The sequence below is a fragment of the Cloacibacterium sp. Arc13 genome (assembly GCF_041431305.1).
GTDB classification, from domain to species: domain Bacteria; phylum Bacteroidota; class Bacteroidia; order Flavobacteriales; family Weeksellaceae; genus Cloacibacterium; species Cloacibacterium caeni_B.
Genome location: NZ_JASMRM010000010.1, coordinates 52,255 through 66,342, shown reverse-complemented (window position 1 = coordinate 66,342; position 14,088 = coordinate 52,255). Strand labels below are relative to the sequence as shown.

Here is a 14,088-nt window from a genome sequence, read left to right as displayed (position 1 = left end):
TTCATAAATGGACATTTACGATTTATTAGGAAAAATAGACCACACCGAAGATCAAGACAAAGTTTCTTATTCTGCAGGTGTTGTTTTGGCGATGAGCTTGAAAGATATGGGCTTTGAAGATATTAAATACGATGATTTTACGGAAGGAATGAAAACTGTTTTCAATAATGAAATGGGAAAAATTTCGCCAAAAAAATCTATTGATATTTTCAACAATTATGTGCTCTTGCTTCGTGGTGAAATGTTGCAAAAAAATGCTGAAGAAGGACAAGAATTTCTTGAAAAAAACAGAGAAAATCCTAAAATTACAGAATTAGAAAGTGGTTTACAATACGAGATTTTAGTAGAAGGAAACGGAGAAATTCCAAAAATAACCGATGAGGTAGAAGTAGAATATGAAGGTTATTTGCTTGATAAGCAGGTTTTTGATTCTACAAAAGATATTGGCGCGCAAGTTTTCAGAATTTCTGAAATGATAGAAGGATGGAAAGAAGTACTCACCAAAATGCAGGAAGGTTCTCGCTGGAAAGTGTATATTCCGCCACATTTAGCTTATGGCGAAAACGGAGCGCCACCAATGATTCAACCGAATGCTACTTTGGTTTTCATTATTGAACTGAATAAAATCATCTAATTTCATTTGGAAGGTTTCTTCTAAAAAGAGTATTTTAGTGGCACAAAAAGATAAAAAAGTAACACGATGGCGCAAGTAAGATTTGGAGTGAGTTTAGACGAAGAAGTTTTGAAAGAATTAGACCAATTCGTTCTAGACAATCATTTGCCAAACCGTTCACAAGCGATTCGACACTTGGTAGAAAACCGAATTGTAGAAAAGAAATGGAAAGAAAATGATGTGGTTTCTGGTGCTATTGTGTTGCTTTTTGATCATCATAAAGGTGATGTAGGTGTAAAGATGAATGACATTCAGCATGAATTTTACAAAGAAATTCTTTCAGCACAACATTTTCATCTAGATCATGATAATTGCTTAGAAATTATTGCAGTAAAAGGGAATGCAAATCGTTTAACCGATTTAGCCAATAAATTAATTGGTTTAAAAGGGATTATTCATGGGAAATTGGTAACCAGTAAAATGATATAAACTAACCCTTTCAGAGTTTCAAACTTTGAAAGGGTTTTTAATTTGCAAAAAGTAACACGAAAATATAAAAAAGTAACACGATATGAGGTTGAAAATCTTTATTTTTTCATTAATTTTAATTTCAATTAATGATTTTTTTGCACAAAATTTAAAAGGAATTTATGTTTTAAATGAAATCACAAAAAAACCAATTTCATCAGTATTAATAAGTGATTTTAATGATGGTTTTCAAGAATTTTCTGACGAAAATGGTTTTGTGAGTCTTCAAAATTTCAATTCGGAAAATCAAAAAATTTATGTTTCAGGAATTGGCTACGAAAAAGAAGAATTTAACTTAAACTCCATCAAAAAAGAAAAAGATTTTGGTTACATTTTTCTCAACCCAAAAGTGGTAAGTATTGCGGAAGTTCAATTGAAAAATTCAGCAAAAAATAATATTTTTCAAACCATTTCAGACTTAGATATTCATCTTCGTCCGATTAATAATTCGCAAGAAATTTTGCGTTCTGTTCCAGGGCTTTTCATCGGTCAACACGCTGGAGGCGGAAAAGCGGAGCAGCTTTTTATTCGCGGTTTTGATGTAGATCACGGAACGGATGTAAGCCTTTCTGTAGACGGAATTCCCGTGAATATGGTTTCTCACGCTCACGGACAAGGTTATGCAGATTTGCATTTCGTGATTCCTGAATTTATTGATAAAGTAAATTTTGATAAAGGTCCTTATTTTGCAGAAAAAGGCAACTTTACCACTGCAGGTTTTGTAGATTTTAAAACCAAGGATTTTTTAGAAAATAACTTTGCGAAATTAGAATTGGGGCAGTTCAAAACGTACCGTGGTGTTTTGGGTTTAAATCTTTTGAAAAACAATAAAGAAATAAAAGACCAAAGCTTATTTTTAGCTACAGAAGCCTATTTTACAGATGGATATTTTGAGAGTCCTCAAGACTTTAACCGTTTTAATGGAATGCTGAAATATCACGGAAAATTGAATGATAACAATTTTTTAACAGTTTATTTCTCTGGGCTTTCCAGTAAATGGAACGCTTCGGGTCAAATACCTGATAGAGCGATAGAAGATGGAACAATTGGTTGGTTTGGTGCAATTGATGACAATGAAGGAGGCAAAACTTCTCGATATAATTTTAATGCAAATCTAAAATCTTACTTGAAAAATGGAGGGAAATTCACCAATCAAATTTTCTATTCTAAATATCTATTTGAGTTGTATTCTAATTTTACATTTTTCTTAAATGACCCAATTAACGGGGACCAAATTCGCCAAAAAGAAGATAGAAATCTGTATGGTTTTAATTCTACTTATGAAAAATCTACCCAGTTATTTGGCTTAAAGTCAGAGACTATTGCAGGAATTCAATTGCGCTATGATGATGTGAATGACTTAGAACTTTCTAGAACCAAAGATAGAAATATTACAACAGAACAATTGAAATTTGGTGATGTAGATGAAGTAGATTGGGGTGCTTTTTGGAGTCAAAAAATCGCTTTAAATCAAAATTTTGATATTACGCCTTCCATCAGATTTGATTATTTTGATAATCAGTATAATGACAAACTTCTTCAGCAAAAACTAAAATCAAATTCCAATATTTTCAGTCCAAAATTAAGAATGAATTATCGTTTCAATGAAAATGTGCAATTGTATTCTTATTTTGGAAAAGGTTTCCACAGCAATGACACCAGAGTTGCAGTTGTAGAAAACGGTAAAAAAGTTTTGCCTCCTGCTTTAGGAGCAGATTTTGGTGGAGTTTTTAAAATTGGCAAAAAACTCATTCTTCAATCGGCGGTTTGGTATCTTTGGTTAGACCAAGAGTTTGTTTATGTAGGAGATGAAGCGGTAGTAGAAGAAGGCGGAAAAACCGAAAGAATGGGAATTGACATCACTGCTCGCTACGAAATTTACCAAAATTGGTTTGCAGATTTTAATTTAAGTATAGCGAAACCGAGAAGTTTAAATGTTCCTGCTGATGAAAATTTAATTCCTCTAGCTCCGAAATTAGTAAGTACAGGCGGAATTACCTACAGAAAAGAAATGGGTTTCAACGGAAGTTTGCGTTACCGATTAATGGGAGATAGACCAGCAAACGAAGACAATTCTGTGGTAGCAAAAGGATACTTTGTTTGGGATGGAACGGTGAATTATACCACTAAAAAATGGGAATTAGGAGTTGCTGTTCAGAACATTTTTAATGTAAAATGGAAGGAAACCCAATTTGATACAGAAAGTAGATTATATAATGAAAGTCAACCTATTTCAGAGATTCATTTTACGCCAGGAACTCCGTTTTTTGGTAAATTAAGTTACACTTATTTCTTTTAGAAATGAGTATATTTGGTTTTGTAAAATCTAAAAACTGATGACACAGAAAAACGCTTTACAAATTTTTGAATCCAAAAAAGTTCGTACCATTTGGGACGACGAGCAAGAGAAATGGTATTTTTCCATTGTGGATGTAATTGAAGTTTTAACAAATAATGACCGCCCAAGAAAGTATTGGAGTGATTTAAAATCAAAACTTAAAAAAGAAGGAAGTGAACTGTCCGAAAAAATCGGACAGTTGAAAATGATTGCAACAGATGGAAAAATGAGAATAACAGATGTTGCAGATACAGAACAACTTTTCCGTTTAATTCAGTCTATTCCTTCGCCGAAAGCTGAACCTTTTAAACTTTGGTTGGCCAAAATTGCCAATGAAAGATTAGATGAAATGCAAAATCCTGAACTTACGGTAGAACGTGCCATGAAAGAATATTTACAATTAGGATATTCTGAAAATTGGATTAATCAAAGATTAAAAAGTATTGAAATTCGTAAAGAATTAACAGATGAATGGAAGAAGCGAGGAATGAAAGAAGGACTTCAATTTGCTGTTTTAACGGATATTATTACCAAAACTTGGTCAGGAAAATCAACCAAAGAATATAAAAAGTTGAAAGATTTAAAAAAGGAAAATCTTCGTGATCATATGACGAATACAGAATTGATTTTGAATATGTTAGCGGAAGCGTCCACGAAAGATATTTCTCAGTCATTTAATCCACAAAATTTTGAAGAAAATGTAGAGGTTGCCAAAAAAGGTGGGGATGTTGCAAAAGTTGCAAGAGAAAAATTAGAAGAATCTACAGGCAAAAAAGTAGTAACTTCTCAAAATGCAAAAGCTCTTTTAAATAAGAATAAACCACCAAAAAATCTTGAATCTTAAATCTTGACTTAAAATGAAATTTCTCACAGAATACCGCAATCCAGAACTCGTAAAGTTTTATTTAAACGAAATCGAAAAAATCGTCACAAAACCTTGGAATATCATGGAAATTTGTGGCGGACAAACCCATTCTTTAGTAAAAAATGGTTTGCTAGAACTGCTTCCAGACAAAGTGAGAATGATTCATGGTCCTGGTTGCCCAGTTTGTGTTACCCCGATTTCGTTGATTGATAAAGCCGTTGCTTTGATGGAAAAAGGCGCAGTTTTATGCTCTTTTGGAGATATGGTAAGAGTTCCAGGTAGTAAAAAATCCTTGCTTCAAGCCAAAGCTGATGGTGGAGATTTGCGAATTTTGTATTCTCCGTTAGAAGCGGTGCAAATTGCAGAAAAAAATCCTGAAAAAGAAGTAGTTTTCTTTGCCGTAGGTTTTGAAACTACAGCTCCAAGTAATGCTTTAAGCGTGGTTCATGCACAAAAATTAGGTCTTAAAAATTTCTCACTTTTGGTTTCTCATGTTTTGGTTCCGCCTGCAATGGAAGCCATTTTAGATGATGAATTTTGTAATATTGATGCGTTTTTAGGAGCTGGTCATGTTTGTACCATTATGGGAACTTCAGAATATTTTCCTCTGGCAGAAAAATATAAAATCCCGATTGTGATTTCTGGTTTTGAACCTGCAGATTTGCTTCAAGCGATTTATCACGCTGTTTTGCAACTCGAAAAAGGCGAACATAAAGTAGAAAATTGCTACGAACGTTTGGTAAAAGACGAAGGAAATATTCCTGCTCAAAAAGTGGTCAACGAAATTTTTGAAATTGGAACTCAAGAATGGCGCGGAATTGGCGAAATCCCAAATTCTGGTTTAGTCATGAAAGAAAAGTACAAAGATTTTGATGCTTCTAAAAAATTTGACATTGAAAATTTAGAGAAAAAAGAAGAAAATCTTTGTATTGCTGGTGAAATCCTGAAAGGCATTAAAAAACCAGTTGAATGTCCACATTTTGCGAAACTTTGCAATCCTGGGAATCCTTTAGGAGCGCCAATGGTTTCTTCGGAGGGAGCTTGTGCAGCGTATTATCACTACAGTTAATAGAAGCGAGATTCAAGAAGTGAGATTTCAGATTTTTCTTTAAAAAATTACATCTCATTTAATGATTATCTCATATCTAAAGTCTCATATCTCAAATCTTAAAAAAATGTTTAAAATATTTCTTACCATCTATTCAGGTTTAGAACACGCTTTTGAAGCCGACCATTTATTGGCGGTAAACACACTCGTTTCTCACCGCGAAAATCTGAAACAATCCATGAAAGATGGAATTTATTGGGGAATTGGTCATACCGCAACTATTTTTTTTATTGGGATTTTAATGATTGGGTTTAAGTTCAATATTGGGGAGGAAGTTTTTAAAAATTTTGAAGCTGGAGTTGGTGTCATGCTTATTATTTTGGGACTTTACAGAGTTTTTAAACTCTATTTTCCGAAAGAACATACCCATACTCATAACACTTCTAGAGCAGCTTTCGGTGTGGGATTAATTCACGGTTTGGCTGGGAGTGGAGCATTGGTTGTTTTGGTGATTTCTCAGATGAAAACACCTTTAGAAGGATTGATATACATTCTTATTTTCGGGTTAGGCTCTATTTTCGGGATGTTTTTAGCAGCCTACTTGTTCAGTATTCCTTACACTAAAAGTCTCTTGAAATCTAAAAAATTGCAAGCCAGTTTGGTGATTATTTCCTCTATACTTTGTATCGTTTATGGCGGAAAAGTGGTGGTTGAAAATTTAGGGTTGCTTTAATATTTAGAGTAAAAAATGTTTCGGCAGATTATGCAACAATTCTGTGTTGATAATTTCCGCACAAATCGTTGGTTTTTCCCAATGTCCGTTGTGCCCGCAATCTAAAACATACGTTTTGATGTTGGTCTTTTCTGGAATAATTTTGAGAAGATTTTCGGTTTTTACAGCATTGTCATATTTCCCAGCAATGATGAGGATTTTTGCATCTAAATTTTCTAAAATTTCAGTTCGGTCTGGTCTTTCTGCCATTCCTAATTGAGCGGCTTTTACGCCTTCTTTATTGGTAGCTTTCGCAATGTTTTTTGCCAATTCTATCTTGCCTTCTAAAATATCTTTTTCATTATTGCTAAAAAGATTGGGGATAGAAGTTTTGACGAAAGTTTCAAAATTTTCATCAATTACTGCAATACTTCTTTTACGGATTGCTTTTTTCTCTTCATCATCTGCAAGTGTAGTAGAGAAAAATAAAGTCATGCTTTCCAAAATTTCAGGAAATTTTTCAGCAAAAGCCAGAGAAACATAACCTCCCAAAGAATGTCCCAGCAAATTGATTTTCTCTAATTTTAGAGCATCAATTACTTCTTTTACTTTTTCAGCCATCAATTCTACGGTGTGAATTTCTTGATAAACTTTAGATTTTCCATGTCCAGGTAAATCTATTTTAATCAAAGTGAAATCTTTAGAAAGATGAGCTTCCATTTCGTCCCAGATGGTCGTGTTTTCCATAAAACCATGAAGTAAAACCAATGGTTTTTTGCCGTTTCCTGAAATTTCGTGATGTAGCATAATTTTATATTTTTTTTGAGATACGAGATTCAATATTGTACAAAATCTCTATCTGAATTTATTTCCAAATATCGATGTAATCTACAAAACCTTGAGCGTTTATTTTCTGTTGAAGTCTAAAAAAATCTCCTTTTCCTTCATCTCTGAACGTATTGCTGTTGCTCTTGGATTCTGTTTTACCATTGATGGTTTGTGTGATTTTTCCGTAAAAATTGATGTGTTTTGGCGATACTCTGTCCGCTTTTCCATCAATGATGAGTATGTTTTTCCCAGATTTTGCATTTCCTTTTACTTCGTAACCATCACTCATAATTTTAGTGAAATTCACGGTTCCAGTTAATGAAACGCCATCATCAGATACGAAAGTAAGTTTATGTTTTCCGCTTAAATCACTGTAATTATTTTTGTTGTTCAACGCTCTGATGCTGTCATTGTATTTCATTCTTACCGCATTGATGGAATCAATAATCTTAGTGCTGTCTACATCTTTAGCATTATTTTCTGCGGTTTTGTTGCACGAGAAAGCGATGAGCATCAAAGGAATAAAAAATAGTTTTTTCATGGTTATCTAATTAATTTGTATTGATTGAATACAAATTTAACCAAACTTTTTATTCTACCGATACTTACTTCAAAAATTGTAAAACAGCGTAAAGTGAAATACTAGAAATGAAAATCCAAAGAATAATTCCTAAAAGGAGAGGCTTGATACCTATATTTTTGAGATTTTGTAAAGATAATCCTGCTCCAATTAAGAAAAGAGCAACCTTGAGTGTGTCTCTAGAAATTTCAGAAATAATAGTATTGAAATTTTGTAAAAAAGGAAGATAAGTTCCTGCTAAAATCGCTAAAACAAAGAAACCAATGAAATAAGGAATCTTAATTTTCCCTTCACTTTTGGTAAAAATAGAAATAAGAAAAGCCAACGGAATAATCCATAAAGCTCTTGCTAATTTTACGGTGGTGGCAATTTGTAACGATTCGTTACCGTATTTACTTGCAGCGCCAACTACAGAACTCGTATCGTGAATAGCGATAGCGCTCCAAATGCCAAATTGATTTTGAGTTAAATTAAAAAAATGCCCAATTTCTGGGAAAATAAACAGCGCAACAGCATTCAAGACAAAAACAATTCCTAAAGCCACAGAAGTTTGTTTGCTATTGGCTTTTAAAATGGGTGCAACTGCTGCGATTGCGCTTCCTCCACAGATTGCGGTTCCTGCGGAAATGAGTTGAGCGATGGTTTTGTTAATTTTTAAAATTTTGGCTAAAAATAAACCAAAAATCATGACCAAAGCAATTGTAGAAACGGTAAAAAGAAAACCTTGGCTTCCTGCTTCTATTGCGGTGTTCAGATTAATTCCGAAACCTAATCCTATAATAGAATACTGCAATAATTTTTTGACAAAACTATCTGTCTCTAGAACTTTTCCGAAAATATTCACAAAAAGAATTCCGAATAATAAAGCAATTGGCGGAGAAACAAGTGGTGAAAAAGATAATACAGCGAGTGCTAAAAAGAGGAGTTGAAGAAGTAATTTTTTTTGAAGCATGTTCTTTCTGAATTATCGAACGCGAAATTATTCAAAACCAAAATTTGCTTTTGTAACTTTTGTTACATAAGAACTCTCGCTAATGAAATAGTTTTGTAAAAAATAGAAAAAAATGAAAAAGTTAATATCAATATTGAGCTTTGGAGCTTTAGTTATTATAGGAACACAGTGTTCTTCTCCTAAACCTGCAGAAAGTAATGCTCAAACTGAAGCCCAAAAAGAAGTTTCGATTAAAGAACAAGTTGCAAACGGAGCATTTTTAGTAGATGTAAGAACGCCACAAGAATTTGCAGAAGGAAGCGTAAAAGGAGCCGTGAATATTCCGCTTGATGAAGTAGAAAGTAGATTGAATGAATTCAAAGGAAAACCATCTGTAATTGTTTTTTGTAGAACAGGAAACAGAAGCGGACAAGCGAAAGCGATTCTAGAATATAATGGAATAAAAAATGTAACCAACGGAATCAATACCAAAACGGTAAACGAAGAATTAGCAAAATAAAATGTTCTAAACAATTTACTTATAAAAAAAAGCTTTCAAAATTTTGAAAGCTTTCTTTTTTATCCATGAAATGATGATTTTATTTCTGTTTTTTATAAAACTCAATTCCACATTCTAAGAATTTTTTGAAATCTTCTTTCGGCATATAACCAGAAACAGGAGTGTTAATCACTTTTCCTTCTGGAGTTACCAAAACGTAATGCGGTTGAGAATTATTATTAAAATTCACTTGCTGAAACATACTCCATTTATCACCAATGGTTTTAACGCGTTTCATTTGTCCGTTTCCTAGATCTACTTTGGTTTGTTCTGCTTCTGGCAATTCTTCTTTGTCGTCTACATAAAGAGAAGCGAGAATAACCTCGTTTTGTAAAGTAGGTAAAATGTCTGGTTCACTCCACACAAATTCTTCCATCTTTCTACAGTTTTCGCAACCATAACCTGTGAAATCTATCAAGACTGGCTTGTTTTCTTTCTTTGCCAATGCTATAGCTTTGAAATAATCATGTTCTGGATGCATTCCTAGAATTCCGTCTTTTTCATCATGAAGATAACTCACATTAATTGGAGGCAAAATCCCTGAAAGCATTTGTAGTTTTGGTCTTTCTGCAGGAACTAATCCTTGAACTAAATATACTAAAAATCCAATTCCTAAAACTCCAAAGATTTTTCGGGTAACAGAGATTTTTTGGTTTTTATCATCATGTGGAAATCTAATTTTTCCAAATAAATAAAGCACTAAACCGATGGTAATAATTATCCAAATCGCGATGAAGAGTTCACGTTTTAGTAAGAATGTTTTAGAAACTAAATCTGCTTTTGATAAAAATTTCAATGCTAAAGCTAATTCTACGAAACCAAGAACTACTTTTACGGTATTCATCCAACCGCCAGATTTTGGCAAACTCTGTAACGCTTGCGGAAATAATGCCAATAGTCCGAAAACAATTGCCCAACTTAAACCAAATCCTGCCAAAGCAAAGGTTAATAACATCGGAACATTTGCAGAACCTGTAACAGCGCTTCCTAATAAACTTCCTAAAATTGGTCCAGTACAAGAAAATGAAACAATGACCAAGGTTAAAGCCATAAAGAAAATCCCAATGATTCCTCCTGCTTCTTCTGCTTTTGAAGATTTATTGGCGATAGAACTTGGCAATGTAATATCATAATATCCGAAGAAACTTCCTGCGAAGAATAAGAAAATCAAGAAAAATGCAATATTTAAGCTAACTGATGTAGAAATTTGATTGAAAATATTTCCTGCAATTCCGTCAATAATATGGAAAGGAACGCTCAATAAAACGAAAATTAAGAGAATGAAAAATCCGTAAATAAAAGCGTCTCGTTTTCCTTTTGCTTTGTCTTTTTGTCCTTTCGTGAAGAAAGAAACGGTAAGCGGAATCATAGGGAAAACACAAGGTGTTAATAGTGCGATTAAGCCGCCTAAAAATCCTAAAAATAAATAAGTAAGATAGTTTTCAGATTTTTTTTCTTTAGAAACTCCACAATCAGTTAAAGGGTTTTCAAAATCCAAAGAAGCTACTTTTAACCCTTCTTGTTTTGTTGAAATTGATGGATTTGCAGTTGCAGAAGCTACAGAAGTAGCAGATTCTACAGAGTCTTTATTACTATTTTCTTTTGTTTTTTCTTCTGTTTTTGCTAGAGCAGAACCTTCTATTTTTTTCTCAAATTCTATGGTTTCTGGTGCAAGACAAACTTTATCATTACAGGTTTGATATGTGAATTCAGCACTTACAGTTGTTGGTTTTTCAGGGTTTTTAACTTTAAATTTTTGTTTGAAAGTAGAAGTTCCTGAAAGAAAAGTTAAATCTGCGCCGAAAGCTTCAGAAAATTCAGTTTTTCTGCTACCTGTTTCTACAGGTTTTCCAATCAGTTGAATGTCTTTAGAATTCAGTTTTAGTTCTGTGGGAATCGCTCCAGATTCGGGGTCGATGTCTTTAGAGTAAATATGCCATCCTTTGTCAATATTAGCGGTAATTACTGCTTCGTATTCGTTATTTGGGAGTGATTTTACATCGTATTTTATCGTGACGTGTTTCTGAATTTGAGCAGAGAACAATGAGGTAACAGCGATAAAAAGTAAAAGCAAAAACTTCTTCATTATTTAATTTTTAGAGGTACAAAAATATAAAATTGTAGGTCTTAAAAAGATATAAATAGTCTGATTTAACTTATTTTAAGAATTAATTTTATCAATTTCTTGTAAAATTTCATTTTTTTCTTTTGGTGCAAACGATTTCTTTTCTTTTGATAGAAATTTCATAAGTGTTGCTTCGGAAAAATTTACCGTTTTCAGCATTCATGATTTTTTCGATTTCAATTCCAGTGAAACCGAGTTTTCTAATGATTTCAATGATGAGAACTTTCGGTTTTCGGAATAAAATTTCTTTGTTCAAGGTAAATCCTTCTTCATTTTCTTCTGTTAAAATTTCTTGAAAGGTCTTTTCGATTTCGTTTTGATAAAACTCGTTAACCGAACTTAAATAAGACAGACTTTCCCCGAATTGTTCTAGAAACTGTGGAAAAATCTCTAGAATTTTTGGGGTGAGTTGATTGCGGATTTTATTTCTGAGATAATCATTTTTTTCATTGGATTTATCTTCTCTGAAATCGATGTGGTTTTCTTCTGCAAAAGCATAAATTTCTGCTTTGGTAAACTTCAGAAGCGGACGAAGAATGCTGTTTTCGTTTTTCGGAATTCCGCTTAATCCTTTAATTCCCGAACCACGAGAAAGATTGATGAAAAAGGTTTCCAACTCATCATTGAGATGGTGTGCTGTAACAACATAATCCAGATTTTCTTCTTCTAAAATTTTGAAAAAGAAATCATACCTCAATTCTCTCGCCCAATTTTGAAGCGATTTCATTTGAGTTTTTTCTTCTTCGGAAACATCTTTTAGATGAAATTTGATGTCATTTTTTTTGCAAAAATCTTCTACAATTTTTTGATCAAGATTAGAATCTTCTCCTCTGAAATGATAGTTTACATGAGCTACTTGGAACTCTAGACCTTTGTCATTTTGAGCGGAGTCGAAAAATCTAAACAAGTGCGAAAGCACCATAGAATCGGCACCACCCGAAACAGCCAAAAGAAATTTTTTAGAAAAAATATCTTCTCCTAAAACTTCTAAATTTTCCTTAAAATTGTTAAAATCTAACAAAACTGCCTATTTTTAGGCAAATATAATTCTTCTTTTGGAATGATTTTTGTAATTTTGGTAACAATAATTTTAAAAAGACAAAAGCTTTATGAAAATTTTAAAAATTTTTGCTTTAGGAGCAATCGCACTTACGCTTACTTCATGTGTGAGCAAAAAGCAATATGATGCATTAAATCTTAATTACAAACAATGTATTGAGAATGCAGGAGAGAGACAAAGACAAATTCAAGATTTACAAGCAGCAAATGCAGGTTTGACCAGTGAAAACAATTTATTAAGAGACCAAAACGGTGCCCTTAAATCTTCACTAGACGCTTGTTTGTCTAACGCAGGAAAAGGTTCTGCTAATATTGATAAATTAATCGGAGAGATTAATGCTTCTAACTCTTACATTAAGCGTTTGATTTCTACCAATTCTAAAAATGACAGTTTAAATTTAGCTTTATCTAATAAATTAAAAAGAAGTTTAGATAATGTAGCAGATGCAGATGTAGACGTAAAAGTTTTAAAAGGAGTAGTGATGATTTCACTTTCTGACAAAATGCTTTACAAAACAGGAGATTACAACATTTTACCAGCTGCTCAAGAAGTGCTAGGAAAAGTGGCTAAAGTGATTAATGATTATGATACTTACAGCGTTCTCATCGAAGGTAATACGGATAACGTTCCTTTAGCAAGTGCTAATTTACCAAAAGACAACTGGGATTTATCAGCGCTTAGAGCTACTTCTGTTGCGAAAATTTTACAAACACAATTTGGCGTAAATCCTAACAGAATTACAGCAGGAGGTAGAAGTGAGTACAATCCTAAAACGACTAATGCTTCAGTTTCTGGACGTGCAGAAAACCGTAGAACAGAAATCATCATCATGCCTAAGCTAGATGAATTCATGAAATTAATGGACATCGCTCCAGTAAAAAAATAATTTTGCTTTTTTGCAATGAACCAAACCTTCAAGGATTCTAAATCCTTGAAGGTTTTTTATTTTCAAAAAATCATTAGAAATTCTGTAATTTTGTAAAAAATCATCACATCAATCCATGAGTTATTTCGAAGAATTGCATCCAGAAATGGATAGATATTTAGAAGATACCGCTTCTGCAGAACCAGAAATTTTGAAAAGATTGCGCAAAGAAACTTTTCAGAAAACTACACAACCACACATGATTTCGGGATATCTTCAAGGTAGATTGCTTTCTTTGATTTCAAAAATGATTTCTCCGAAAAATATTTTAGAAATTGGCACTTTCACAGGTTATGCAGCGCTTTGTTTGGCTGAAGGTTTACAGAAAGACGGGAAATTAACCACTTTAGATGTTAATGAAGATTTGGCTTATTTACCTCAAAAATATTTTGCCCAAAGTGAATTTGCTTCTCAAATAGACTTTAAATTACAAGATGCTAAAGAATTTTTGAAAAATTCTAGCGAAACCTTTGATTTGATTTTCATTGATGCAGACAAAGAAAACTATCCTGAATATTTACAATTGGTAAAACCCAGAATGAAATCAGGAAGTGTTTTGATGATTGATAATGTACTTTGGTACGGAAAAGTGCTCGATGAAAAGGGAAATAAGCAAACCGAACAGATAAAACTCGTGAATAAATTGGTTGCTGAAAATGCGGATTTTGAAAATGTAATTTTACCTTTGCGAGACGGAATTCATTTAGTTCGTAAAAAATAAACTCTCGCAGATTGAGCAGATTTTGCTGATTTAAAAATTATAATAGAAATAAATCTGTTTTCACATTATGAGTTAAATTAAAAACTCTTGCAGATTCAGTGGATTTGGCAGGTTTTGAAAGTTGTAGTAGAAATAAATCTGCTTTATCAGCAAAATCAGCGAGAGAAAAAATTGAAATTCTCGCAGATTGAGCAGATTTTGCTGATTTAAAAATTATAATAGAAATAAATCTGTTTTCACATTATGAGTTAAATT

At 32.9% G+C, this 14,088-nt stretch carries 14 protein-coding genes; 9 read left to right on the top strand and 5 right to left on the bottom strand.

Annotated elements, in window-relative coordinates:
* Nucleotides 1–7 precede the first annotated feature (7 nt).
* The 6 genes from QO190_RS08865 (at nucleotide 8) to QO190_RS08840 (ending at nucleotide 6,125) form a co-directional block, all read left to right on the top strand.
* Complete coding sequence (locus QO190_RS08865; protein ID WP_371462587.1) at nucleotides 8–634, top strand: FKBP-type peptidyl-prolyl cis-trans isomerase; 627 nt, start codon at nucleotides 8–10, stop codon at nucleotides 632–634.
* A 66-nt stretch (nucleotides 635–700) separates the two neighbouring features.
* Complete coding sequence (gene nikR / locus QO190_RS08860; RefSeq protein WP_213189912.1) at nucleotides 701–1,102, top strand: nickel-responsive transcriptional regulator NikR; 402 nt, start codon at nucleotides 701–703, stop codon at nucleotides 1,100–1,102.
* Nucleotides 1,103–1,184: 82 nt separating this feature from the next.
* On the top strand, nucleotides 1,185–3,440 hold the full coding sequence (locus QO190_RS08855) for a TonB-dependent receptor (protein WP_371462589.1): 2,256 nt from the start codon (nucleotides 1,185–1,187) through the stop codon (nucleotides 3,438–3,440).
* Between the two features lie 37 nt (nucleotides 3,441–3,477).
* Complete coding sequence (locus QO190_RS08850) at nucleotides 3,478–4,323, top strand: Bro-N domain-containing protein (RefSeq protein WP_371462591.1); 846 nt, start codon at nucleotides 3,478–3,480, stop codon at nucleotides 4,321–4,323.
* A 13-nt stretch (nucleotides 4,324–4,336) separates the two neighbouring features.
* Entirely contained in the window at nucleotides 4,337–5,413 is a 1,077-nt protein-coding gene (gene hypD, locus QO190_RS08845; protein WP_371462593.1) for a hydrogenase formation protein HypD, read from the top strand.
* A 106-nt stretch (nucleotides 5,414–5,519) separates the two neighbouring features.
* Complete coding sequence (locus tag QO190_RS08840; protein ID WP_371462595.1) at nucleotides 5,520–6,125, top strand: hypothetical protein; 606 nt, start codon at nucleotides 5,520–5,522, stop codon at nucleotides 6,123–6,125.
* A gap of 3 nt (nucleotides 6,126–6,128) precedes the next feature.
* Here the strand turns inward: QO190_RS08840 and QO190_RS08835 are convergent, their stop codons facing one another.
* From QO190_RS08835 to QO190_RS08825, 3 genes are all read right to left on the bottom strand, one after another.
* Nucleotides 6,129–6,911, bottom strand: coding sequence for an alpha/beta fold hydrolase (locus QO190_RS08835; protein WP_371462596.1), 783 nt, complete (start codon nucleotides 6,909–6,911; stop codon nucleotides 6,129–6,131).
* A gap of 58 nt (nucleotides 6,912–6,969) precedes the next feature.
* Nucleotides 6,970–7,473 carry a hypothetical protein gene (locus QO190_RS08830; RefSeq protein WP_371462597.1) on the bottom strand — a complete coding sequence of 168 codons (504 nt, stop codon included), beginning with the start codon at nucleotides 7,471–7,473 and terminating at the stop codon, nucleotides 6,970–6,972.
* A gap of 64 nt (nucleotides 7,474–7,537) precedes the next feature.
* A complete protein-coding gene (locus tag QO190_RS08825; protein WP_371462599.1) occupies nucleotides 7,538–8,464 on the bottom strand; it encodes a YeiH family protein in 927 nt (308 codons plus the stop codon).
* Between the two features lie 112 nt (nucleotides 8,465–8,576).
* Here QO190_RS08825 and QO190_RS08820 point away from each other — a divergent pair, with 112 nt between their 5' ends.
* Nucleotides 8,577–8,963 (top strand): rhodanese-like domain-containing protein, encoded by a 387-nt coding sequence (locus QO190_RS08820; protein ID WP_371462600.1) that lies wholly within the window; start codon nucleotides 8,577–8,579, stop codon nucleotides 8,961–8,963.
* Between the two features lie 79 nt (nucleotides 8,964–9,042).
* On the opposite strand, the gene QO190_RS08815 is transcribed toward QO190_RS08820, so the two are convergent.
* Together QO190_RS08815 and tilS are read right to left on the bottom strand one after the other, a co-directional pair.
* Nucleotides 9,043–11,088: a cytochrome c biogenesis protein CcdA gene (locus QO190_RS08815; RefSeq protein ID WP_371462601.1), complete on the bottom strand. Its 2,046-nt coding sequence runs from the start codon at nucleotides 11,086–11,088 to the stop codon at nucleotides 9,043–9,045.
* A gap of 109 nt (nucleotides 11,089–11,197) precedes the next feature.
* Entirely contained in the window at nucleotides 11,198–12,148 is a 951-nt protein-coding gene (tilS, locus tag QO190_RS08810; RefSeq protein ID WP_371462603.1) for a tRNA lysidine(34) synthetase TilS, read from the bottom strand.
* Nucleotides 12,149–12,236: 88 nt separating this feature from the next.
* Between tilS and QO190_RS08805 the strand changes: the two genes are divergently transcribed.
* The gene (locus QO190_RS08805) at nucleotides 12,237–13,073 is read left to right on the top strand and encodes a flagellar motor protein MotB (RefSeq protein WP_371462605.1); all 837 of its coding nucleotides are present in this window, start codon (nucleotides 12,237–12,239) and stop codon (nucleotides 13,071–13,073) included.
* A 115-nt stretch (nucleotides 13,074–13,188) separates the two neighbouring features.
* Nucleotides 13,189–13,833 (top strand): O-methyltransferase, encoded by a 645-nt coding sequence (locus QO190_RS08800; protein WP_213189895.1) that lies wholly within the window; start codon nucleotides 13,189–13,191, stop codon nucleotides 13,831–13,833.
* Nucleotides 13,834–14,088 lie beyond the last annotated feature (255 nt).